Source organism: Hephaestia caeni, assembly GCF_003550065.1.
Lineage (GTDB): Bacteria > Pseudomonadota > Alphaproteobacteria > Sphingomonadales > Sphingomonadaceae > Sphingomonas > Sphingomonas caeni_A.
The window spans coordinates 123,457-145,734 of sequence record NZ_QXDC01000002.1 but is presented as its reverse complement, the minus strand read 5'-3'; the positions used below and the strand labels follow the sequence as shown (position 1 = coordinate 145,734).

The 22,278-nt window shown below is 67.2% G+C and carries 18 protein-coding genes and 1 pseudogene; 7 read left to right on the top strand and 12 right to left on the bottom strand.

Annotated elements, in window-relative coordinates; all coding sequences use genetic code 11:
* Window positions 1–24 precede the first annotated feature (24 nt).
* The 11 genes and pseudogenes from xrtA to DFR49_RS00560 form a co-directional block, all read right to left on the bottom strand.
* A complete protein-coding gene (gene xrtA / locus DFR49_RS00610) occupies window positions 25–1,542 on the bottom strand; it encodes an exosortase A (RefSeq protein WP_119034127.1) in 1,518 nt (505 codons plus the stop codon).
* Window positions 1,539–2,726, bottom strand: coding sequence for a TIGR03087 family PEP-CTERM/XrtA system glycosyltransferase (locus DFR49_RS00605; protein WP_119034126.1), 1,188 nt, complete (start codon window positions 2,724–2,726; stop codon window positions 1,539–1,541). The genes xrtA and DFR49_RS00605 overlap by 4 nt, the downstream gene beginning before the upstream one ends.
* Window positions 2,726–3,793 (bottom strand): annotated as a pseudogene (locus DFR49_RS00600) (FemAB family XrtA/PEP-CTERM system-associated protein). Before DFR49_RS00600 ends, DFR49_RS00605 begins: the two are co-directional and overlap by 1 nt.
* Window positions 3,790–4,632 carry an XrtA system polysaccharide deacetylase gene (locus DFR49_RS00595; protein ID WP_119035193.1) on the bottom strand — a complete coding sequence of 281 codons (843 nt, stop codon included), beginning with the start codon at window positions 4,630–4,632 and terminating at the stop codon, window positions 3,790–3,792. Before DFR49_RS00595 ends, DFR49_RS00600 begins: the two are co-directional and overlap by 4 nt.
* A 16-nt stretch (window positions 4,633–4,648) precedes the next feature.
* On the bottom strand, window positions 4,649–5,662 hold the full coding sequence (locus DFR49_RS00590) for an ExeA family protein (protein WP_119034125.1): 1,014 nt from the start codon (window positions 5,660–5,662) through the stop codon (window positions 4,649–4,651).
* 53 nt (window positions 5,663–5,715) lie between these two features.
* Window positions 5,716–7,314 carry a hypothetical protein gene (locus DFR49_RS00585; RefSeq protein ID WP_245968178.1) on the bottom strand — a complete coding sequence of 533 codons (1,599 nt, stop codon included), beginning with the start codon at window positions 7,312–7,314 and terminating at the stop codon, window positions 5,716–5,718.
* Entirely contained in the window at window positions 7,311–8,234 is a 924-nt protein-coding gene (locus tag DFR49_RS00580) for a P-loop NTPase family protein (protein ID WP_119034124.1), read from the bottom strand. Before DFR49_RS00580 ends, DFR49_RS00585 begins: the two co-directional genes overlap by 4 nt.
* An 11-nt stretch (window positions 8,235–8,245) precedes the next feature.
* Window positions 8,246–9,754: an XrtA system polysaccharide chain length determinant gene (locus DFR49_RS00575; RefSeq protein WP_119034123.1), complete on the bottom strand. Its 1,509-nt coding sequence runs from the start codon at window positions 9,752–9,754 to the stop codon at window positions 8,246–8,248.
* 11 nt (window positions 9,755–9,765) lie between these two features.
* Window positions 9,766–10,407 (bottom strand): XrtA/PEP-CTERM system exopolysaccharide export protein, encoded by a 642-nt coding sequence (locus DFR49_RS00570; protein ID WP_119034122.1) that lies wholly within the window; start codon window positions 10,405–10,407, stop codon window positions 9,766–9,768.
* A gap of 99 nt (window positions 10,408–10,506) precedes the next feature.
* Window positions 10,507–11,745: a pyridoxal-dependent decarboxylase, exosortase A system-associated gene (locus DFR49_RS00565; protein WP_119034121.1), complete on the bottom strand. Its 1,239-nt coding sequence runs from the start codon at window positions 11,743–11,745 to the stop codon at window positions 10,507–10,509.
* Entirely contained in the window at window positions 11,742–13,253 is a 1,512-nt protein-coding gene (locus DFR49_RS00560) for an acyl-CoA ligase (AMP-forming), exosortase A system-associated (protein ID WP_211325780.1), read from the bottom strand. Before DFR49_RS00560 ends, DFR49_RS00565 begins: the two co-directional genes overlap by 4 nt.
* 81 nt (window positions 13,254–13,334) lie before the next feature.
* On the opposite strand from DFR49_RS00560, the gene DFR49_RS00555 reads away from it, so the two are divergent.
* The 3 genes from DFR49_RS00555 to DFR49_RS00545 are packed head-to-tail and all read left to right on the top strand — an operon-like array spanning window position 13,335 to window position 15,134.
* A complete protein-coding gene (locus DFR49_RS00555; RefSeq protein WP_119035190.1) occupies window positions 13,335–13,622 on the top strand; it encodes an acyl carrier protein in 288 nt (95 codons plus the stop codon).
* A gap of 10 nt (window positions 13,623–13,632) precedes the next feature.
* Window positions 13,633–14,361 carry an alpha/beta fold hydrolase gene (locus tag DFR49_RS00550; protein WP_119034120.1) on the top strand — a complete coding sequence of 243 codons (729 nt, stop codon included), beginning with the start codon at window positions 13,633–13,635 and terminating at the stop codon, window positions 14,359–14,361.
* Complete coding sequence (locus tag DFR49_RS00545; protein WP_119034119.1) at window positions 14,349–15,134, top strand: hydrolase 1, exosortase A system-associated; 786 nt, start codon at window positions 14,349–14,351, stop codon at window positions 15,132–15,134. The genes DFR49_RS00550 and DFR49_RS00545 overlap by 13 nt, the downstream gene beginning before the upstream one ends.
* A 109-nt stretch (window positions 15,135–15,243) precedes the next feature.
* On the opposite strand, the gene trxB is transcribed toward DFR49_RS00545, so the two are convergent.
* A complete protein-coding gene (gene trxB, locus DFR49_RS00540) occupies window positions 15,244–16,212 on the bottom strand; it encodes a thioredoxin-disulfide reductase (protein WP_119034118.1) in 969 nt (322 codons plus the stop codon).
* Window positions 16,213–16,370: 158 nt separating this feature from the next.
* Between trxB and mobA the strand changes: the two genes are divergently transcribed.
* The 4 genes from mobA (at window position 16,371) to DFR49_RS00520 (ending at window position 22,263) form a co-directional block, all read left to right on the top strand.
* On the top strand, window positions 16,371–16,907 hold the full coding sequence (gene mobA / locus DFR49_RS00535) for a molybdenum cofactor guanylyltransferase (protein ID WP_119034117.1): 537 nt from the start codon (window positions 16,371–16,373) through the stop codon (window positions 16,905–16,907).
* On the top strand, window positions 16,904–17,716 hold the full coding sequence (gene fdhD / locus DFR49_RS00530) for a formate dehydrogenase accessory sulfurtransferase FdhD (protein WP_119034116.1): 813 nt from the start codon (window positions 16,904–16,906) through the stop codon (window positions 17,714–17,716). The genes mobA and fdhD overlap by 4 nt, the downstream gene beginning before the upstream one ends.
* A gap of 210 nt (window positions 17,717–17,926) precedes the next feature.
* Complete coding sequence (locus DFR49_RS00525) at window positions 17,927–19,471, top strand: hypothetical protein (protein ID WP_119034115.1); 1,545 nt, start codon at window positions 17,927–17,929, stop codon at window positions 19,469–19,471.
* Window positions 19,472–19,554: 83 nt separating this feature from the next.
* Window positions 19,555–22,263, top strand: coding sequence for a TonB-dependent receptor domain-containing protein (locus DFR49_RS00520; protein WP_119034114.1), 2,709 nt, complete (start codon window positions 19,555–19,557; stop codon window positions 22,261–22,263).
* Window positions 22,264–22,278 lie beyond the last annotated feature (15 nt).

Genomic DNA, 22,278 nt, shown 5'->3' with positions numbered 1-22,278 from the left:
GGGCGAACGGAAGGATGGTGACCCTCATTCGGCGATCGTCTTGTCGACCAGCCGGTCGAACGGGCCGAGCGCGCGGGCAAAGCGGGCGATCGCGGCACGCGGATCGGTGCCGGGGCGGACTTGCGCCGACAAATGGATCGCGGCCGCGCGGTGGTCGCCCCCCAACAGCCGTACCTTGAGCGTTTCGAGCTTCACGCGATTCGGACTGGCGGTGACGACATCGCCGACCACGTACCACGTCGCGACGATCCGTTCGACCGGCCCCGGATGCGTAATCCGCATCACCGATCCGCCCGCGATCGGGGGTTGGTTCTGGACGCGCACCCACACATCGTCCTCACGCAGCACGCCGGTGCCGAACGAGACGAGTTCCTTGCCCTCCTGCTGATCGGCGAACACCGCAATCGCGATGTCGACCGCCGCCGTCCCGTCGGTGTAGCGGCCGACAAGGAAGTGATCGGTGCCCGGATAATAAGGCGTCCACGGCGCCTTGGTGGCGATCGGCGCGCGGTGCCAGCCGGGCACGGCGGGCAGGTCGATCTGGTCGGGCAGTGCGGCGCGCCCGCCGATCGCGATCGACCATGCCGGAAAGATCGATGCTACCGCGAGCACCAGCACCACGCCGGGGAGCAGGCCGATACGGTGAGCCGGCCGGGCCTGGAGCGCGGCGGGATCGAACCAGCGCGCGCGCGGATCGCGATCGAACCACTTCCAGCCGATCGCGAGCACCGCGGCCATCACCAGCCCGAAGAAAATCCAGCCGTAAACGATATGATCATAGCCGGTCGCCTGTTCCACCGAGGTGAGGTGCGCGGCGTAGATCGTACCGAACGCGCGCAGCCCGTTGGCGAGCACGGGCACCACCAGCGCCATCACCATGAACACCGCGCGGCGGGCCCATGAGACGTAGCAGACGTTGGCGACGAGCGTTCCATAGGCGATCATCGCGATCACGAATTTGGCGCCCGAACACGCCTCGGCGACCTCGAAATAGCCGTTGGGGATCGTGATCAGCACACCATCGACCACCGCGGGCACGCCGAACAGATGGAGCAGCGGCATGATCATCGTCACCGTCACGTCCTGAAGCGGGCCTTCGAGCGATTCGCCGAACGGCACGAGGAACACCGCATAGACCAGCGGAAACAGCAATCCGCGCGCGACCGCGGGGCCGAGCAAGGTCACCACCGCGCCCTGAAGCATCATCACCAACCCGAGTTGGCGCGCCAGCGCGACGCTTGCCGCGTCGCCCATCAGCCAGCCCGCGCCGCCCGCCGCGACCAGCGCCAACCCCGGCCACCACGCAGCGGGCGTGAGTTGCGAAAGATCGTCGCGGCGTTGCCACACCAGCCAGGCGAGGACGGGGCCGATGAACAGGCAATGCCCAAAGGTCGTGCTCGTCCACCACAGGTGCGCGAGATCGGCGACATCGCCGCGAAACAGGATGAGGATCGCCACCGCGACCACGCCGAGCGCAATCAGATGCCGCCGCCAGACGCCCAGCGGGCGCGCAACCTCCGGTGCCAGCGCCGCTGCCGTCATGCTGCATTCCTGCGGGCGTCCAGCCCCAGCAGCGCATCGAGCGGCGCAAGGCGGGCCGACCAGCCGTAGCGCGCGATCACGCGCGCGCGCGCCGCAACACCCAATGCCGCGGCATCGGCGGAATTGCCGAGCAATGACGTCACAGCGTCGGCGATGGCGTCGGCGTCGCGACCGGTGCGGATCGTGCCGTCATGGTCGATCCCCTCGGCGGCGGCGGCCGAGGCGACCACCGGGCGCGCCATCGCCATCGCCTCGAGCACCTTGTTCTGCACCCCGCGCGCGAGCCTGAGCGGCGCGACCACCGCCGATGCCGCCGCCAGCCAGCCGCGCACATCGGCGACCTCGCCGGTGACGATCACGTGCGGCGATACGAGCGCGGTTACCGCCGGATCGGGGTTGCGACCGACGATCGCGAATGTAGCGTCATGGGTTCGGCGGATAAGCGGCAGGATATCTTCCGCAAACCAGCGCACCGCTTCCATATTGGGGCGGTAATCCATCTGGCCGGTGAAGGCGATCAGCGGGCGCGGCGCCGCAACGGACTCGAAGGCCGCTTCGGGATCGAAGCGCACGGTATCGATGCCGTTTTCGATCGCGATGACCCTGCCCTTGCCGCCGCCGCCGCGGAACAACGCGGCCTCGGCCTCGCTGACGAACAGGCTGACGTCAGCGCGCGCGGAGATCGCGCGCTCGAACGCGCCGAGCAGCCGCGCCTCGCGACGCATCATCCAGGCCATCGGCACACGGGCATCGTCGGCGTAACCGGCGAACTTGGCCGAATCCACATCGACGAAATCCATGATGACACGCTGAGCCCGTGCGGGAAGATATTGCGCCATCTGCCCGGAAAAACAGAAAATCGTATCGATCGGATGCGTTGAGAGGATGTCCGCGCACGCCGCTGAAACTGCGGGATCGGCAAAGGCAGTCAGCGAGACGGGTTTGCCGGTCGCCAGCGCCTCGATCGCGGCGCGCGCCTGCCCTTTGCGGCGCGGAACGAGCGTGCGGGTCGCCGTCCAGGGGGTCAGTGCGTCGCGATGCGCCAGATCGCGATCGTCGTCTGTGAACGCGACGAGATGGACCTTCGCCCGCGCTGAAAGGTGCTTGAGCAGGTGAAAGCTGCGGATCTTGTCGCCACGATCGGGCGGATAAGGCACGCGGTGCGCGAGGAAGAGGAGTTCCATCACCCCAGCCCCTTGGCGATCCACGGCCCCATGATGTTGGCGAGCCACAGCGGCAGTTTCTGCCAGACGCGCACCTGCAAGCGATAGCGCGGGCTCAGCGGGTTGATCTCGCGCTTCGCGGCGCCGTCGGCGGTGCGCACGGCGTACGCGAGCGGTGTAGCGTCGAACCCCCAATTCTTCTTGAACGCCGCCGCGCCGGTGCCGACTTTCGAGCGCCCGAAATCGAACCGCGTGCAGCCGCGTGACCGGGCATGGCACATCAGCGCGTAATACATCGCATCATTGGCGCGCAGCCCACGCGCCTAAAAAGTCCCGCCTCCCCAATAGGGATAGACGGTATTATTGGCATAAAAACTGAGAACGCTGGCGACCGCGCGGCCCTGATGACGCACCGTCAGCACGTCGGCGGCATCGCCGAATTGATCGAGCACCGCGCGGAACAAGGCGGCCGGAAATACCGGGGTGCCGAGGTTGCGCACCGATTCGGCATAGACCGCATAATGCTCGCGCGCAGCAGCGGCGTCATTGCCGATCGCGATCTCGAAATCATGGGCGAGCGCCTTGCGGACCTCGGCGCGCTGCTTACGCGGGATCGCGGTCAATTGGGCGTCGTCATCCGCAGCGAGATCGCGCGCGAAACCGACATAGGTGGCCTCGTCGACCTGCCAGCCGTCGCCGGGCACCGGGCCGCCGCGCAGTTCGAGCGTGGGGCAGCGCAATTGTTCGGCAAGCGCCCAGGCCGCGCGGCTGAGCGGCCCCACCGCCACGTTGGCGCCAAGCACGCCGCCATCGACCGCGAACCCCGCCGATACCAACGCCGCGCCGAACAGGGGCGATCGGATCGCACTGGTCGGCAGCACCCCCGCGATCGCGCCGTCAGCGGTCTCGGCGACCAGATAATGCGCGCGCTGCCCGCAGCCGCGCTCGACCGCGCGGCTCCAGCCGGTAAAGTGGAACGGCGTGCCGCGATGATCGCGCACGAAGGCGTCGATCCGCGCGCATTCGGTGGGATCGCGCAAATCGGCCGTGCGGAGCGCCAGCGGGGGATCGAGCAAGGCCATCGTCATCCGAGCCGCGCCGCCTCGCCTGCCGCGACCGCATCGACCCGGCCCCATTGGTGGTGCGCGATCAGCCCGCGCAGCTTGCCCGCCATCGCGCCCAACCGCGCGTAATGGCGAAGCTTCGACCTGAGCGGCGCGTCGGCGACGCGCGGCTGGCCGGGATCGATCTCCCACGGGTGGAAATAGAACACCGCCGGGCGCTCGTCCTTGCGATTGACCTGCCGCACTGCCCAATTGGTGTAGGCGCTCGGGAACAGCCGAAAGAAGCCGCCGCCGGTCGCGACATTGCGGCCGCGGATGCGTGCGGTGGTGACGGGAAGCTCGATCAGGCCGCTATCGGCGAGCGGACGGAAGGCGAAGCGCGATGCTTCCGGCCAGCCGTAATGATCGTGGACCACCGGCGCGACGCTCGACGAATAGGTATAGCCCGCTTGCGCCAGTTCGGGGTGCGCCCAGGGGGTGCGGGTATCGATCGAGAAGCTCGGCGCGCGATAGCCCGTGACGGCCGTGCCGCCTGCATCTTCGAGCGCGGCGCGCGCCCGCGCGAGATCCGCGCGGAAGGTGGCCGCATCCATCGTGAACACGCGCTGATGATCCCAGCCGTGGCTCGCGATTTCATGGCCCGCATCGACGATCCGGCGGATCAGCGCGGGGTAGCGATGCGCGACCCAGCCGAGCGTGAAGAAGGTCGCCTTGACCCCCGTCTCGCCGAACAGCGCGAGCACCGCATCGGTATTGCGCTCGACGCGCTGCGGCAGCCGATCCCAATCGGCTTTCGCGATCACCGTTTCGAACGCGCCGACCTGGAACCAGTCCTCGACATCGACCGACAGACCGTTGAGCATCGTCACGCGCGCCCCCTCAGGCCGCGCTGCTGCCCATCACGGGCTCGCTGCGCTGGCTGTCGCCACCCTCGACCCAATCGACGAGCAGCGTCAACACGCGGCGCAGCGCTGCATCCTGTTCCTCGACGCGCGTTTCGAGCATCGCGATCCGCTGCATCGCTTCGGCTTCGGCACCAGCCTTCTCGGCATCGGCGAGCGGTTGCGGCGTGGGGTGATGGACGTCGGCGGCGAGATCGTCGATCACCGCGTCGATCACCTCGGCGTCGATCGTCTCCAGCCGGTCCATCGCCGCGAACAGCATCACGCGCCCGGCGAGCTGGTTGACGAGCCGCGGCACGCCGCCGGTCGCTTCGTGCAGCGCCTCGAAGGCGTCACGGGTGAAGGCGGGCTTCCCCTGCCAGCCGACCAGCGACAGGCGGTGGATCATATACGGTTCGATCTCCTGCGGTTCCATCGGATCGAGATGGTGGATCGCGATCACGCGCTGGCGCAATTGTTCGAGCCGGTCCGACCCGTGGAGAGAATCGCGAAATTCGGGCTGGCCGAGCAGCACGATCTGGAGCAGCGGATGCCCACCCGCCTGGATGTTCGACAGCATCCTGAGTTCTTCGAGCGAATCGGTGGGCAGCGCCTGCACCTCATCGACGATCAGCAGCGTGCGACGGCCCTCGCGCGCCGTGGCATGCAGCCCCTGTTCGATCCGCTTGAGCAGGTCGGCCTTGGCGAGCCCGTGCCCGTCAATGCCGAGCCCGTCGGCGACCAGCCGCAACAGATCCTCGGGATTCATCTGGGTCGAGACGAGGGTGATGATCCTGAGCCGCGCGGCATCGATCGTATCGACCAGATGGCCGACCAGCGTCGTCTTGCCCGCGCCGATATCGCCGGTGACGACGATGAACCCCTCGCCCTGCGACAGGCCATAGCCGAGATAGGCCATCGCCTTGCGGTGCGTGGCGGTCTCGAACCAGAAGCGCGGATCGGGTGTCAGCGCGAAAGGCCGGCCGCTCAATCCGTATTGGTCTTCGTACATCGTCGCATTCCTGCCTGTGGGGCGCCCGTAATCGTCAGAAGTGCCGGTCATCATCAGAACTGATAGCGCAGCCCGACCAGCGCCTGGCCGGTCACGTCCGCGTCGGTGGATTTGGTGTCGAACGTGTAGACGCCGAGCGAGGCGATCGCCCCGAGCCGGCCGAAGTAGCGGTTGTAGGTGCCGACCGCGCCGGTCGAGAAGATGTTCTCGGCGCCCGCAAACCCCGGATTATACCAATTGGCGAAGACATCGCCTTCGAGGCTCGAATTGGCGTCGAGCGCGCGCTGGACGAAGAATTGCCCGTAGACGCTCTGATCCTCGATGCCATAAGCGATCGCCCCGCCCGGCGTGTTGGGCGAATAGAGCTTGCGGTTGGCATAGCCCACGCCGAAGCCCAGTCGCGTCGGCCCCTTGCTTGCGTAGATGACGCCATCGGCGCCGCGCGCGCGGTAGCTCGCGGTCGAGATCGACTGGAACACGTCGTTGAGGCAACCGCCGACCTCCGACCCGCTGGTGCCGAAGGTGCAGCCCGCATAGGCGCCGCTGAACTGATCGCGCAGCGTGGTGAAGCTGGTCGGCAGCCCGGCGAGCCCGTTGCGCAACTGGCGCCCGAACGTATCGACCTGATCGTAGACCACGACCCGCATACCGCTCGTTTCCGACATGGCGTGGCTGAGCGAGCCGAAATAAACCCACGAATCGTAACGCCGCCCGACATGCGCCTCGAGTTGCGTGCGCGGGCTCGGCCGCCAGACGACGCCGGCGTCCCAATAGATGCCGTCGGTGCGATAGGCGATCCGCTGCGGTGAGGCCGGATCGGTGACGAAACGGCCGTCGCCGTCGATCACCGGGTTGCCGTCGGCATCGAGCAGCGGGTCTTTCTGGCTGGTCTCCAGTTCCTCATAGCCGACGCCGGCGGTCAGCGCGACAGTGGCCGAGACCGGTGCGAGCACGTCGCCGCGGACATATTTGTCCTCATAGCGCTGGTCGAGCTGCCCGGCATCCTCGCGTTCGTAACCCGCGCTGGCGGTGAGCCCGACCGGCGCCACGACGCCGGGGCGCACGCCAGCGCTGACCTGGACGTTGTGGCTGGTCGAATCGTCGTAATAATCGAGCCGTGGCGTATCGGGGCCGAGGCCCGTGAAGCCCGGCGCCTCGACCTTCACATAGCCCAGCCGATAACTCGCGGTGAGATCGACCGGCCCGGCGCGCGTCGCGAACGACGGGCCGGCGTAAAAAGCGTAGACCTGCGTCACGTTATCGATCTGTGGCCCGTCGAACCCTGCCGCGGGCCCGCGGATGTCCGATCGCGCGCGCGTCGCCAGCGCTCCGCCCTCGATCGTCAGCGCCTGCCCGACCTTGACCGCGGCCCGCGCGAGCCCCTGATGGACGTCGTCGTCGCCGACATCCTTGTCCCACGAGAAGCTGTGCTCATAGCGATAGCTCACCTGCGCGGCCGCATTATGCGTCGTCAGCGCGGCGTCGACACCGGCGGCGACCTGCGAATAGGTGAGCACGTCGCCGGTCGTGAAATTGTCGGTCACCACCTGGCTGATCTCGATATAGGGCGAGATCTGCTTTTGCTGCGCGAGCGCGGGGCTGGCCGCACCGAGCAGCGCCACGGCGGCCGCGATGCTGGTTGCGCGGATCACTGCGACTTCTCCTCGCCATAATGGCCGTAATAGCTGCCGAAGCGCGGGCGGCCGGCGGTGAAAGAAACGGCGTTGAGCACCAGATTGACATGCTCGCACGCATCGAGAAGCTGGATTGCCTCGCGAAGCTCGCTGTCGCCGGTGCGATCGGCGCGCACCACCATCATCACCTGCCCCACCCGACTCGCGAGCACGGCGGCAGGCGACGCGGCGAGCGCCGGCGGCGAATCGAACACCAGAATGCGGCGCGGATCGGCCGCGACCAGCGCGTCGAGCAACGCTCCTGCGCGTTCGCTCGCGAGCAATTCGGTGTCGTCGTGGCTGCGCGCGCCTGCGGGGAGCACGCTCAGTTGCGGGATATCGGTGCGGATCACGCAATCCTCGATGTCGAACGCTTCGTCCGCAATCGCGTCGAGCAGCCCCGGCCCTTCCTCGATGCCGAGGCGGTGGAGCAGATCGGGCTTGGCACAATCGCCCTCGACGAGCAGCACCTCGACGTTCTTCTCCGCCGCGAGCGAAATCGCGAGATTGGTCGCGCTGAAGGTCTTGCCCTCATCGGGATTAGCCGAGCAGACCAGCACCATGCGCGAGCGCACATCGCCGGCGCCCCCCTTCACCGCGCGCGCGGTGAGCAGCACCTGGCGCTTGATCAGGCGGAATTCCTCGGCGAGCACCCCCACCGGCGCCCCGGGCACGAGCAGATGCTGGCTCGCGAGCCGCTCGCGATCGACGGTCGCCACGCCGGCCAGCCGGGTGACAGGCGCGGGCCTGGGCGCCTCGACGGCCACGACCGGAGCAATCGCCGGCGGCGGCACGGACATCCGCGGTTCGGCACCGCGCAGGAGCGCCTGAAAATCATAAGCCGCATCGGCGCGCTCGATCAGCGAGCCCTTGAAACGGCGCGGTGTGGCGTCGTTCATGCCGGCCTCCCTCACGCCGCCAGCCCGCGCTGGAGGAATTCGACCCCCAGCAACGCGACATAGGCGACCCCGAGCGCGGCCGTGCCGCCCGCGAACAATCGCAACCGCCGCGTCCGCAGCGCGCGTTCGGCCTCGTTCAGCATCAGCCCGACCGATCCGATCACCGGCAGCCCGGTCGCGACCTCGAGCCGCGGCGCGGTGGCGAAGGTGGTTTTGAGCTGGGCGAGTCCGAAGGCGACCCCGACGCCACCGATCAGCCCGACGATCAGCACGCCGCTGAGCAGCAGCACGCGATTGGGCGAGGTCGGCGCGGTCGGGCTCGTCGGCGGATCCACGACGTTGAACTTGATCGCGTCGGTCTGCGTCTGCACTTGCCCGCGAAGCTTCACATCCTCACGATCGGCGAGAATCTTGTCGTATTGCGCCTTGAGTACCTGATAGTCGCGCTCGAGCTGCGCCTGCTGCGCCGCGACACCGGGATCGGCGGCAAGCCGCGTCTGCAACGTATTGAGATCACCAGCGATCTGCTGCTTGCGCGACACGAGCGAGGCGACCGTCGACGTCTTTTCCGCCTGCATCGATTGGAGCGACATATAGAGTGGGTTGGGCGTGCCGCCGGTGGCCCCGGCGGGCTCGCGCGCGGCCGCGGCCTGTGCGACCTTGAGCTGGTTCGCGAGCGCGATCACATCGGGATGTGAATCGGTGAAGCCGCCCGCGCGCGCATCGGCGAGTTGCCCCATGATCGCGGCGACGCGGGCGTGCGCCGGGCCGAGCGTGGTGCCGCCCGGCCCCGCAACCGTGGACGGCGTTCCCGCCATCTGCGCGTTGACCGCCGACAGGCTCGATTGCGCCGCCGCCAGATCCGAATCGACCTGCGCCAATTGGCTGCGCGCGGCGTTGATCCGATCCTGGAGCGAGCCGGTGCCGGGCAACGACCCCAGATATTGCGCGTTGAAATCGGCACGCTTCTGGTCGGCGTCCTGCAACTGGCGCTGGCGTGCGGCGAGCTGCGCATCGAGGAAGCCGAGCGATTCGGTCGTCTCGGTGCGATCGCCGGCAAGATTTTCCTCGACGAAGATGTCGATCATCTTCTGGACGATATCGTGCGCAAGCTTGGGGCTTGCCGCGGTGGCGGTGATCTCGAACAGATTGTCCTGCTGCGCGGTCACCTTCACCGCGTCCTTGAGCCCGGCGGCCCGCACGGCGACATCCTTGTCGTTCGACACCGTGTTCACGAGATCGGTGCCGCGCACGACCTTCTGGAGGTTGACCGACGAGGCGAGCGTCTGCCGGATGCGATCGACATCCTTCTGCTGGTCGCTCGGCGTGATGCCGAGCTTGCCCGGCAGGATCGAACTCATCTGCACGAACACGCGCGCGTGCGAATCGTAGCTGTTGGGAATCTGCGCCACCGCAAGCCAGCCCAGCAGGCAGATCGCCCAGGCGGCCGCGAGTGCGATCCAGCGCCGTTGCCAGACCGCATGCAGCGCGATGCGCAATTCGTCGTAGAGAGCGTTCACGCGCGCATCCTTTAGAACATGCTTTCGGGGATGATGATCACATCCCCCGGCTCGAGCCGCACGTTGGCGCGCGTGTTGCCGTTCTTGAGCAAATCGGAAAGCTTGAGCGCATATTCCTTCTGCTTGCCGGTAGTCCGATCGAAGCGGACCAGCCGGGCGCGGTTGCCCGCGGCGAATTCGGAAAGCCCGCCGACTGCAATCATCGCGTCAAGCAACGTCATGTTGGCGCGATAGGGCAGCGCCGCGGGCTTCTCGGTCGCGCCGACGATGCGGATCTGCTGGCTGAACGTGCCCGAGAAATTCTCGACGATCACCGAGACGATCGGGTCCTGGATATATTGGCTGAGCGCGATCTTCATGTCGTCGGCGAGCATCGCCGGGGTCTTGCCGACCGCGGGCATGTCGCTGACGAGCGGTGTGGTGATGCGCCCGTCGGGTCGCACCTGCACCTGCGACGACAGTTCGGGATTACGCCACACGAAGATGTTGAGCTTGTCGAGCGGGCCGATGATGTATTGCTCGCCGGGTGCCTGCTGCTGAGCGACGAAGGTCGCCGGCGGCAGTTGCGGCCGATCGCTCCCCGCGCACCCCGCTAGCGCCAGGGCGAGCGCGGCGGGTGCCGCGACAGTCCTCGAAAAACGCTCCAGACCCATGCTCGAAACCTCCCGCGCGGGGCCGGCCGGAGGTGACGTCGCCTCCGGCCATGCGCCGCGATCAGCGTCGGGCTATGCGGTCAAGAGGTGAAGATAGCGTTAGGATTGACGGCCGCGGGCCAGCATTTCGCGTGCCGGCGGGTGGCTCAGGAAACCCGCGGGGCTCGCCGACGCGCCATACGCCCCGGCCAGGAAGATCGCGATGACGTCACCCACTCCGGCGTGCGGCAGCGCGACACGATCGCCGAGCCGATCGAGCGGGGTGCACAGGCAGCCGACGACATTCACGTCCTCGTCGGCGGCCTCGCCCATGCGATGCGCGACCGCGATCGGATAGTTGCGGCGCACCACCGTGCCGAAATTGCCCGAGGCGGCGAGCTGGTGGTGCAGCCCGCCGTCGACGACGAGGAAGGTCTCGCCGTGGCTGACTTTTCGGTCGATCACGCGCGTCAGATACACGCCCGCTTCGGCGACCAGCCACCGGCCCAGCTCGATCGCGAACCGGCTCTGCGCCAATACGGCCGCGCGTGCCGCCAGCCGCACGCCCAGCGCCGCACCGATCGCCTCGACGTCGAGCGCCGCGTCGCCCGCGAAATGAGGCACCCCGAAGCCGCCGCCGAGATTGACCAGCGGCGGTGATGCGCCCGCCTCGTCGGCGAGCCTGCCCGCAAGCGCCAGCGTCTCAGCCTGCGTTTCGATGATCGCCGCGGCGTCGAGCGCCTGCGACCCTGCGAAGATATGGAAACCCCGCCAGTCGGCGCCCACGTCGATCAGGCGGCGGACCAGCGCGCCCGCGCGATCGGCATCGACCCCGAACGGCGAGGCGCGCCCGCCCATCCGCATCCCCGATCCGCGCAGTTCGAGATCAGGGTTCACACGCACCGCCAGGCGCGGCGTGACGCCAAGCCGCTCGCCGATCGCCAGCGCGCGGGTCGCTTCGCTTTCGGATTCGAGGTTGATCGTCACGCCGACACCGATCGCGGCCGCCAGTTCATCATCGCGCTTGCCCGGCCCGGCGAAACTGATCCGCGCAGAGGGCATCAGTCCCTCCACCCGCGCGAGTTCCCCCGTCGAGGCAATGTCGAGCCCGTCGACAAGCGGTGCGATTTCCGCCAGCAGCGGCGCGAACGGGTTCGCCTTGACGGCATAATGCACGTCGAGCCCCTTCGGCATCGCCGCGCGCAGCCGCGCGATCCGGGCGCTCACCGCCGCCATGTCGTACACGAACAGCGGCGTCGCGCCGGCCTCGGCCACCCAATCCGCCGCGCGCCGCCCGCCGATCGTCAGATCGCCCTTCTGCGCCGCGAATTCGGGCGGGATCGGCCCGATCGGCTTCATGGCGTCAGCCCCGTGCGCATCGCCGCGCGATCAAGCTTGCCGTTGGCGTTGCGCGGCAGCGCATCGCGCCATTCGTAGCGTATCGGTTGCATGAAGCTCGGCAGATCACGCCGCAGCCGGGCGCGCAAGCCTTGTTCGGCCGCCTCGATGTCGCCCACCGCGCGCGCGACGACGACGATCGCCTGCCCCAACCGATCGTCGGGCACACCGAATGCCGCCGCCTCGGCTGCCTCGCCGCCGCGCAGCACCGCTTCCTCGATCTCGGTCGGGCTGATCCGGTTGCCCGCGCTCTTGATCATCTCGTCGTCACGACCGACGAAACGAAACAGGCCATCGGTTCCTTCGATCACGGTATCGCCCGACCATGCGGCGATCCCGCCTTCGCGCGAAAAAGCTGGCGCGGGGCGAAAGCGCTGGGCGGTGCGTTCGGGATCGTTCCAATAGCCCCTGGCGACCAGCGGTCCGGCATGGACGAGTTCGCCCGGCTCGCCCGGCGCTGCGCGGCTGCCGTCGGCGCGCACCGCCATCACCTCGGCGAACGGGATCGCCCTGCCCATCGCCTCGGGATGCGTGTCGATCAGCCCCGGATCGAGATAGGTCGATCGGAACGCCTCGGTGAGCCCGTACATCGCGTAGAGCTTCGCCGCCGGGAAGCGTGCGCGCAGGCCGCTTACCATCGTGGGCGCCAAGGCACCGCCTGAATTCGTCAACCGTTTCAGATAGCCTACGCTATCTTCCGTCCAATCGATCTCAAGCAACTGCGTCCAAAGCGGCGGCACACCGGCGAGCGTCGTGATACCGAATCGCGCGACCGCCTTCATCACGTCGCGCGGCAACAGATAATCGAGCGGCACCACCCGCGCGCCCGCCGCCCAGGTCGAAAAAAGCTGGTTCTGCCCGTAATCGAAGCTCAACGGCAGCACGCCGAGCACGCGATCTAGCGATTCCAGTTCCAGGTAATGCGCGACGCTGATCGCCCCGAGCCACAGATTGGCATGGCTCAGCATCACGCCCTTGGGGCGCCCGGTCGATCCCGAGGTATAGAGGATCGCCGCGAGATAATCGGGATCGGCGGCAGATGACGGAAGGCGATCGCCCGTGATCGCGATATCCTCCTCGGCCACGATCCGGCACGCCTCGGGCACATCTCCGGCCTCGAAGGTCGCCGCGCGCGCGGGCTGGGTCACGAGCATCGCCGCGCCGCTATCGGCGAGGATATGAGCGACCTGGGCGCGTTTGAGCACCGGATTGACCGGCACATGGATCAGCCCCGCGCGCGGCGCCGCGAGCGGCATCACGCAGGCGAGACGCGTCTTGGGAAGCCAGCTTGCCACACGGTCGCCGGGGCTGAGCCCCTGCCGCGCCAACCATGCCGCCGTGGCGCCGACACGCGCCTCGAGTTCGGCATAGGAAACCGTGCCGGCGCGATCTTCGATCGCCACGTCGCCGGGGCGCCCGCACGCCGGCAGGTGGTCGATCGGGCGCGGCATGGGATCGAGATCGATCATGTTTTCCGCCTCTACCCGCAAACCCGGATTGCGCGAAACACTTGTCCCGCATTCGGTCAGCGATTAATGCGGCGCCGCACCATGACGGGGGAAGCCGTGGTTCGGGAAGGCAAAGCGGAAATCGACACCACCATCCGCGCCGTGTTGCGCGACGTGCTTGGGCTTTCCGCCGAGCGCGCGGCCGCCTTTGCCGACGAAACGCCGCTGTTCGGCGCGCTTCCCGAACTCGATTCGATGGCGGTGGCGGGCGTGCTCACCGAGATCGAGGATCGGCTCGGCATCCTGATCGAGGACGATGAGGTCGATGGCGAAATGCTCGAGACCTTCGGCGCGCTCGCGGCGTTCGCCGCCCGCAAGGCGCTACAATGATCGGGCATAGATGATCGGCCGCTACGATTGGGCAGGCGGAACCGAGGCGATGCTCCGTTTCGGCCCGGCTACCGGCCCGGTCGTGGTGCTCGCCTTGCCCTTGTTCGAGGAAGCCAACCGCACGCGCGCCTTCGCGGTGACGATGCTTCGCAGGCTGGCTGAGCGTGGTGTGGCAAGCGTGCTGCCCGATCTGCCGGGGCAAGGCGAGAGCCTGGTTCCGCTGCATGATATGACGATCCTGCGAATGCAGGAGGCCTATGGGGGCGTGGTCGATCACTTCGATCGCGAGGGCCGCACCTGCTACGGCGCCGGCATCAGGAGCGGCGCCTTGCTCGATGCGCTGGGGCTGCTGTTCGGACGCTGGCATTTCGCACCGCAGGATGGGGCGTCGTTGCTGCGCGAGTTGACCCGGATCAAGAGTGTGGAGATCGGCAAGTCGCTCGGTGAATGTTGGTATTTCGAGCACGCGGAAAAGGGCGTGGACCCCGTGCCCTCGGTCGAGATCGCGGGCAATGTGATCGCGCCTGACTTGCTGACCGACCTGTCGGTGAAAACACCCTTCGATCGCTCACCCGGCACCGCGCATCGAACACTTCGGCTGGCGAGCGATCCCGGCGAGGCCGACCGTAAGGTCGAGGGTACCCCGCTCTGGAGACGCAGCGAGCCCGGCAACGATCATGCTTTTGCACAAATACTTGCAGAAGATATCGTGGACTGGATTGCAACATGCGAACGCTGATCGCTTTCCCCTGCGAGGGCGAGACGCTGATAGGCACGCTCGATGCGGCGCCGGGGACGACCGGCCTGCTGATCGTCTCGGGCGGCAACGAAATCCGCGTCGGCGCGCATCGCGGCATGGCGCTGCTCGCGGAACGCCTCGCCGCGGCAGGTGTGTCCGTCTTCCGCTTCGACCGACGCGGGATCGGTGATTCGACCGGCGCGAACGGCGGCTATGCGTCGTCCGGTCCCGATATCGCCGCCGCGGTCCGCGCTTTCCGCGCGCAGGTGCCGCACCTTTCCACCCTCATCGGCTTCGGCAATTGCGATGCCGCGACGGCGCTCGCGCTGTTCGGGCGCGATGCCGGAATCGATCGGCTGATCCTCGCCAATCCGTGGGTGGTCGACGAGGACGACGACCTCCCCCCCGCCGCCGCGATCCGCGCGCGCTACGCCGAGCGCCTGCGTGATCCGCAAACGTGGCTACGCGCGGCCAGGGGCGGTATCAGTATCGGAAAATTTATCAGTGGCTTGAAGAAGATTTCTAATAATTCCCCTAAGGATGCGAACGGGCTCGCCGATCGCATGTTCGCGGTGCTGCCTCCCACCGCGACGGTGATCCTCGCCAAAGGCGACGCCACCGCGATCGCCTTCGCCGACGCCGCCCACACACGCGGCTGGGTGGGGACGCCGATCGAGATCGCTACCGCCTCGCACAGCTTCGCGCGGGTCGACGATGGCGAGGCATTGTATCAGACGATCGCGAGGGCGATTCTCAACGACCGTTCGTGCTGAGCTTGTCGAAGCACCGTTTTTCTTCCGGCGAGGAAGAACGGCCATTCGGCAGGCTCAGAGCATGCCCCGGACTTGATCCGGGGGCGAACGGAAACCGACCCCCCGCCCCTTACTCGGCCGCCTCAGCGATCCTCTCAAAATCGGCTTCGGCGAGAAACTTCTCGGCGTCGAGCGCGGCCATGCAGCCGGTGCCGGCCGCCGTCACCGCCTGGCGATAGATTTTGTCCATCACGTCGCCGCACGCGAACACACCGGGGATCGAGGTCCGCGTGCTGCCCGGCTCAACCTTGATATAGCTGTCCGAATCGAGATCGAGGTGCCCCCGGAACAGTTCGGTCGCGGGATGATGGCCGATCGCGACGAACCCGCCCTCGACATCGAGCGTCGACATTTCGCCCGTCACCGTATCCTTGAGATCGAGCGCGACTAGCCCCTCGGGGCTGCCGCCGCCGACGAACCGGTGGACTTCCTTGTTCCACAGCACGTTGATCCCCTTGTGCGCGAACAGCCGCTCCTGAAGGATGCGTTCGGCGCGCAGGGTGTCGCGGCGGTGGATCAGCGTTACGTCGGGCGAATGGTTGGTGAGGTACAGCGCTTCTTCGACTGCGGTGTTGCCGCCGCCGATCACCGCCACCTTCTTGCCGCGATAGAAGAAGCCATCGCAGGTCGCGCAGGCGGAAACGCCTTTGCCCTTCATCGCTTCCTCGCTGTCGAGCCCCAGCCATTTGGCCTGCGCGCCGGTGGCGATGACGAGCACGTCGCCTTCGTACACGTCACCGCTGTCGCCGGTCAGCCGGAACGGGCGCCGCGAGAGATCGACATCGACGATCGTATCCCAGACGAGATTGGTGCCGACATGCTCGGCCTGCTTCTGCATCTGCTCCATCAGCCAGGGACCCTGGATGACGTCGGCAAAACCCGGATAATTCTCGACATCGGTGGTCGTCATCAACTGACCGCCGGGCTGGATGCCCTGGACGAGGATCGGCTTCATCCCCGCGCGCGCGCCATAGATCGCGGCGGAAAGCCCGGCGGGGCCGGAACCGAGGATGAGCATACGGGTCGAATGGGTCGTCATGTCGCGGAATCTGCCTCGTCTGGAAGGAGCGCATCTAGGATCGAAGCGCCCGCCGTGGCAACATGGGCCGAACAGGCGCGCGTGCAAGAGCGGTGCGCCTCACGAAAATCTTCGCCCGCGCATCGTAACGTTTGATCGGACGACCGAGGAGGAATTGAATGGCCGACACGATCCTCGGCGCGATCATCGCCGGGGGCGCCGCGCGCCGCTTCGGCGGCGACAAGGCGCTCGCCGATCTCGACGGCAAGCCGCTGATCGATCACGCCGCGGAGACGCTGCGCGGCGCGGCCGATGCGCTGGTGGTGTGCGGCCGCGAGCTTGCTGGGTGGACGTGCCTCGCCGATCACCCCCGCCCCGGCCTGGGCCCGTTGGGTGGGATCGCTGCGGCGCTCGACCATGCCCGCAGCAACGGCTTCACCTCGGTGCTGACGATCGGCTGTGACATGCCGCGCGTTCCGGCCGGCCTGCTCGCGACCCTTGCCGCCACGCTGCCGGGCTATTGCGCGGACGCCCCGATCCTCGGCCATTGGCCCGCCGGCGAGGCCGATGCGCTGCGCCGCCATATCGGAGACACGACCGGCAGGAACCCGCGCCTTTCGATCCGTCGCTGGGCCGAGACGATCGGGGCGACGCCGATCGCGGCCCCCGCGCCGCTCGTCAATATCAACACACCGGCGGACCTCGCGGCGCTATGACGGCATCGCGCACGGAGACGGTGACGATCCTCACCCCCGCGCGCGCCCGGCCAGGGACGCGCGAGGTTGCGGTCGAGGCGCCCGTCGCGATCGAGGTCAACGGCCTCGGCTATGCGGTGATGATGATGACCCCCGCCGCGCTCACCGAGTTCGCGACCGGCTTCATGCTCACCGAGCGCCTCGCCGATACCGCCGCCGATCTCCATGATATCGACATCGCCGAGACGCCCGCGGGGATCATCGTGCGCGTCATCCTCGCTGCGCATTGCGCCGGGCGCATCCACGATCGCGTCCGCCACCGCACGAGCGACACTGGATGCGGGCTGTGCGGGATCGCCGGGCTCGAACAGGTCGTGCGCCCCCTGCCCGCACCGCCGCCGCGCCCCGACACCGCGCCCGCCGCGATCTTTGCCGCGCTGGCCGCGCTGCGCGATCGCCAGCCGCTCAATCGCGCGACCGGCGCGGTCCATGCCGCCGCCTGGTGCGATTCGACAGGCGCGATCCTCGCCGCGTTCGAGGATGTCGGCCGCCACAATGCGCTCGACAAGCTGATCGGTCATATCGCACGCTCGGGCGCCGCCCCCGACGGCTTCCTGCTCGTCACCTCGCGGATCAGCTTCGAGATGGCAGACAAGGCGCTGGTCGTACGCACGCCGCTTCTCGTAGGAATTTCAGCGCCAACGACACTCGCGATCGAGCACGCGCGCGCGCACGGCCTCACCCTCGTGGCGCTCGCGCGCGCCGATGCGATGCTGGTCGCGAACGACCCCTTCGGCGCTTTCGCCCAGGTGGCCGCATCGCCGCAATAGACGGCATGCGCGTCGCGGGAAATCGCCGCGCAAAGCGCCGCAATATATCCGTCATATAAATGACGCGGTTGTGTCACTCCTCCTCCCTCGCGGTGTCATGCATGCACCATAGAGCCCGCCGCGGGCGCAAGCGGGGGCTTAGTCGATTCGTCTCCCGCCGCGCTGCCTCGAAGCCAACAGGGAGCCGGCTGGCCGGCCAGCGGAGACACCATGATCCACAATATTCGAATGCGTACGCTGCTCGGCGGCTGCGCTCTACTCGCGCTCGCCGGATGCGGCGCCGATGACGTCGCCTCGCCCGGCGAAGGCGTGATCGTGGTGCCGACCCCATCTCCCTCGCCGACACCAAGCCCGACGCCCACACCCACCCCGACCCCCGGCGGCCCGGCGGCGGATTGCCCCACCGGGTTCACCAATGCCGGCGTTATCGCCAACCTGCGCAACTGCTCGATCACCGGCCGCATCAACAGCGATCTCAACATCCCCAAGCGCGCCGGTACGGTCTATTCGCTGGTCGGCCGCGTCGATGTCGGCACCGATGTCGGCGGCGACGGGACGGCGGCGGGCGGCAAGGGCGTGACGCTCTCGATCGATCCGGGCGTCGTCGTCTTCGGCTCGGGCGGGCTCGATTTCCTCATCGTCAATCGCGGTTCGAAGATCAACGCCGTCGGCACGCCGACCCAGCCGATCATCTTCACCGGCCGCCGCAACGTCGAAGGCACCGCGACCGACGACAGCCAGGCCTTGTGGGGTGGCGTCGTCCTGCTCGGCCGCGCGCCGATCTCCGATTGCATCGGCGGCGCCACGGGCGGCGCGGCGGATTGCCAGAGCCAGTTCGAAGGCACCGCGGACGCGCTGTTCGGCGGCGCCACCGCGACCGACAGCTCGGGCGCGCTGCAATATGTCCAGATCCGCTACGCCGGCTTCGAGTTGGCGAAGGACAAGGAACTCAACGGCCTGACGCTGGCCGGCGTCGGATCGGGCACCACGCTCGATCACATCCAGGTCCACAACAGCTCGGACGACGGGATCGAGATGTTCGGCGGCCGCGCGAACCTTAAATATGTCGCGCTGACCGGCAATGACGACGACAATCTCGACAGCGATCAGGGCTATCAGGGCTTCGTCCAGTTCGCGATCGTCGCGCAGCGGGCGAACGGCCAGTCGGGCGACTCGATCCTCGAGGTCGATTCGAACGGCAACGAGGATTCGTTGCCGCGCACCTTCGTCCGCCTCGCCAACTTCACCTTCCTCCATCGCAGCACGCTTGCGGCATCGGTCAACGCGATGCTGTTCCGCGGCGGCACGGATTATACCGCGGTGAACGGCATCGTCGTCAGCCCGCGCGTCTGTCTCGATATCGACGAAACCGGCGGCACCACCACGCGCGCGGCCGATGCGGCGCTCCAGGATCAGGGCCCGCCCGTGTTCAAGTCGGTGGTCATGCAGTGCGGCGAAGGCGCCTATCAGGACGACGGCAACGTGACGGTGGCGAAGATCAAGTCGATCTTCGAGGTAGCGGGTGCGAACAACAAGCCCGACTTCACCAACTCGCTCACCGGCTTCATCAATGGCGCGAACGAAGCGGCGGTGCCTGCCTTCAACGCGGCGACGCTCGGCTCGTTCTTCACGACGACCGATTATATCGGCGCCGTCAAGAATGCGAGCGACACCTGGTATCAGGGCTGGACGTGCGATTCCTCGACGCTCGATTTCGGCAGCGGCGCGTCATGCACCGCGATCCCGACCGAATGACGCCTTGAACGACTGACGGTGGCGGCGGCGCATCGCGTCGCCGCCACGCTTTCTCTGCACGCCTTATTTTCGGAGCATCGCTCATGAACCGCACGCTCGGGCTCGCCGGCCTCCTCCTGTCCACCGCGCTCACGCCGAGCGTTGCCCTAGCGCAGGCCACCATCGCCGATGCGTCGCAATCGGGGCCGGCCGCGCCCGCCGATACCGGCGAACCACAGCGCGATCGGCCGGTCGATATCTCCACCCCCGGCGCCGAACTGCCCGGCATCGTCGTGATCGGCCGCAACATCCCGCAGCCGATCCGCGACACCCCGCAGGTCGTGTCGGTGCTCTCGTCGGCAGATATCGCGCGGGCCGGCGACGGCGACGTCGCAGGCGCGCTCACCCGCGTCACCGGTCTGTCGGTCGTCGGCAACGGCTATGTCTATGTGCGCGGGCTCGGCGATCGCTATTCGCTGGCACTGCTCAACGGCTCGCCCTTGCCATCTCCCGAGCCGCTCAAGCGCGTCGTCCCGCTCGATATCTTTCCGTCGAGCATCATCGCCAGCGCGCTCGTCCAGAAAAGCTATTCGGTCAATTATCCGGCCGAGTTCGGCGGCGGGGTCGTCAACCTGACCACCACCACGCTCCCCGACGAGAGCTTCCTTGAGGTCAAGGGCAGCGTTTCGGGCGATACCGAGACCACCGGCCGGCTTGGCTACACCTATTACGGCAGCGATACCGACTGGACCGGCTTCGACGACGGCACGCGCGATATCCCCTTCGCGCTGCGCAAGGCAATCTCCAGCGGCCGCCCGGTGTCGCTCGACACGCTATCCCCTGATGCACCGTTCGAGGCGCGCAAGGCCGAGATGGCGGCGATCACCTCCAGCCTCGTCAACGCCGGCACGTCGCTGCTCCAGCGCAACAACAACCTTCCGGCGAACTTCTCCACCTCGGCGAGCGCCGGGATTCGCTATGACAGCCCCGGCGGCGCGCAACTCGGCCTGATCGCGAGCGCGGGACTTTCCAACGAATGGCGCACCCGCGATGCGACCCAGCAGGTGTCGATCGATTCCGATCTGGGCGGGCTGGTGCGCGACGCGCGCACCGTGCTCACCGACAACCATGTCGTCGTCCACGGCCTGCTCGGCACCGGCGTGCGATTCGGCGAGAACAGCATTCGCTGGACCGGGCTCTATATCCGCGACACGCTGAAGCAGGGCCGCCTGTCTCGGGGGCAGAGCAGCGTCAGCGAGACCAAGGATTTCATCGATCAGAACACCGCCTGGTACGAGCGCCAGCTCATCGACACCCAGGCGACCGGCGAATTCAAGTTCGGCAACGTCGGGCTTGATCTGCGCGCGACCTATGCCAACACCAAGCGCGAAGCGCCGTACGAGCGCGGCTTCGAATATATCTACAATTCGCAGGTCGACGATTACGTCAACAACCTCAACCAGTCGGGCAATGCGACGATCTCGTTCAGCAAGCTCGAGGAGAACCTCTATTCGGGCGCGGCGGACCTGTCGTACACGCTCCCCTTCGCGCGACCGGTGACGCTCAGCGGCGGCTATGCCTATACCGATCAGACGCGCAATTCGACGCGCCGCGATTTCCGCTTCACGCCCGAACTGGGCAGCCTTGGCCTTGCCGTGTCGCAGGAGCGGCCCGACTATCTGCTCTCGGATTACAACATCCAGACCTACGGCATCTATCTGCGTGAGGCGACGGGTGTTTCCGGCGCGGGTGCGTTCGAGGCCGGATTGCGGATCCACGCCGGCTATGCTCGCATCAATGCCGAGCTTTTCAGTGGCCTGACGCTCGATCTTGGCGTGCGTTATGAGGATGCACGTCAATTCGTGACGCCGCTCGGCCTCGACGGACGCCCGACCGAAGCCTACGCGACCACGAAGCTTGACAACGATTACTGGCTGCCCGCCGCGACGCTGACTTGGAACATGGCCGAGGACATGCAGCTACGCCTCGCCGCTTCGAAAACCATCGCGCGCCCGCAATTTCGCGAACTGGCACAGCAGATCTATCAGGATACCGATTCGGACCGCCAGTTCATCGGCAACCCGTTCCTGAACGACAGCAAGCTCACCAACGTCGAGGCGCGCTACGAATATTATTTCGCGCCCGAACAGCGCTTCACCCTCGCCGGCTTCTACAAGAAGATCGAGAACCCGATCGAGGCGTTCAGCTATTTCAACAACGGCATCGTCACCAGCTTCGCCAACGCGCCCGAGGCCGATCTGTACGGCGGCGAAGTCGAGATGCTCAAATACGTGTCGCTCGGCGGGATCGCCGACAACGGCTTCTTCTCGACGCGGCGGTTGGTGCTGAGCGCCAACTACACCTATTCGAAATCGAAGCTGAAGGTGGGGCCGGACGACACGGTCACCACGCCGCTGTTCACCGGCACCGCGGCGGGGCTGTTCCACGACGGCGATCCGCTGACCGGCCAATCGGACCATCTCGTCAATTTCCAGATCGGCCTCGAAGACCCCGACAAACTGTCGCAACAAACGCTGCTGCTGACCTATGCGAGCGATCGCGTCACCAGCCGGGGGCTTCAGGCAGGCACGCTCCAGCAGCCGCCAATCGTGGAACGGCCGGGGCTGCGTCTCGATGCGGTGATCCGCCAGGGCTTCTCCGCATTCGGTGCGCAAGGCGAGATCACGCTCGAAGCGCGCAACATCACCGGCACCGGCTATCGCGAATTCCAGCAGAGCGGGGACAATGTCGTCGATATCAATCGCTACGATATCGGCACGAGCGGTTCGATCGGCGTCAGCCTTCGCTTCTGATCGGCCGCGTTGTCA

Excerpts from the sequence above, each read along its gene's own strand:
- xrtA (WP_119034127.1), bottom strand. The coding sequence starts at position 1,542 with ATGACGGCAGCGGCGCTGGCACCGGAGGTTGCGCGCCCGCTGGGCGTC.
- DFR49_RS00605 (WP_119034126.1), bottom strand. The coding sequence starts at position 2,726 with ATGGAACTCCTCTTCCTCGCGCACCGCGTGCCTTATCCGCCCGATCGT.
- DFR49_RS00595 (WP_119035193.1), bottom strand. The coding sequence starts at position 4,632 with ATGCTCAACGGTCTGTCGGTCGATGTCGAGGACTGGTTCCAGGTCGGC.
- DFR49_RS00590 (WP_119034125.1), bottom strand. The coding sequence starts at position 5,662 with ATGTACGAAGACCAATACGGATTGAGCGGCCGGCCTTTCGCGCTGACA.
- DFR49_RS00580 (WP_119034124.1), bottom strand. The coding sequence starts at position 8,234 with ATGAACGACGCCACACCGCGCCGTTTCAAGGGCTCGCTGATCGAGCGC.
- DFR49_RS00570 (WP_119034122.1), bottom strand. The coding sequence starts at position 10,407 with ATGGGTCTGGAGCGTTTTTCGAGGACTGTCGCGGCACCCGCCGCGCTC.
- DFR49_RS00565 (WP_119034121.1), bottom strand. The coding sequence starts at position 11,745 with ATGAAGCCGATCGGGCCGATCCCGCCCGAATTCGCGGCGCAGAAGGGC.
- DFR49_RS00560 (WP_211325780.1), bottom strand. The coding sequence starts at position 13,253 with ATGATCGATCTCGATCCCATGCCGCGCCCGATCGACCACCTGCCGGCG.
- DFR49_RS00555 (WP_119035190.1), top strand. The coding sequence starts at position 13,335 with ATGACGGGGGAAGCCGTGGTTCGGGAAGGCAAAGCGGAAATCGACACC.
- DFR49_RS00550 (WP_119034120.1), top strand. The coding sequence starts at position 13,633 with ATGATCGGCCGCTACGATTGGGCAGGCGGAACCGAGGCGATGCTCCGT.
- DFR49_RS00545 (WP_119034119.1), top strand. The coding sequence starts at position 14,349 with ATGCGAACGCTGATCGCTTTCCCCTGCGAGGGCGAGACGCTGATAGGC.
- trxB (WP_119034118.1), bottom strand. The coding sequence starts at position 16,212 with ATGACGACCCATTCGACCCGTATGCTCATCCTCGGTTCCGGCCCCGCC.
- mobA (WP_119034117.1), top strand. The coding sequence starts at position 16,371 with ATGGCCGACACGATCCTCGGCGCGATCATCGCCGGGGGCGCCGCGCGC.
- fdhD (WP_119034116.1), top strand. The coding sequence starts at position 16,904 with ATGACGGCATCGCGCACGGAGACGGTGACGATCCTCACCCCCGCGCGC.
- DFR49_RS00525 (WP_119034115.1), top strand. The coding sequence starts at position 17,927 with ATGATCCACAATATTCGAATGCGTACGCTGCTCGGCGGCTGCGCTCTA.
- DFR49_RS00520 (WP_119034114.1), top strand. The coding sequence starts at position 19,555 with ATGAACCGCACGCTCGGGCTCGCCGGCCTCCTCCTGTCCACCGCGCTC.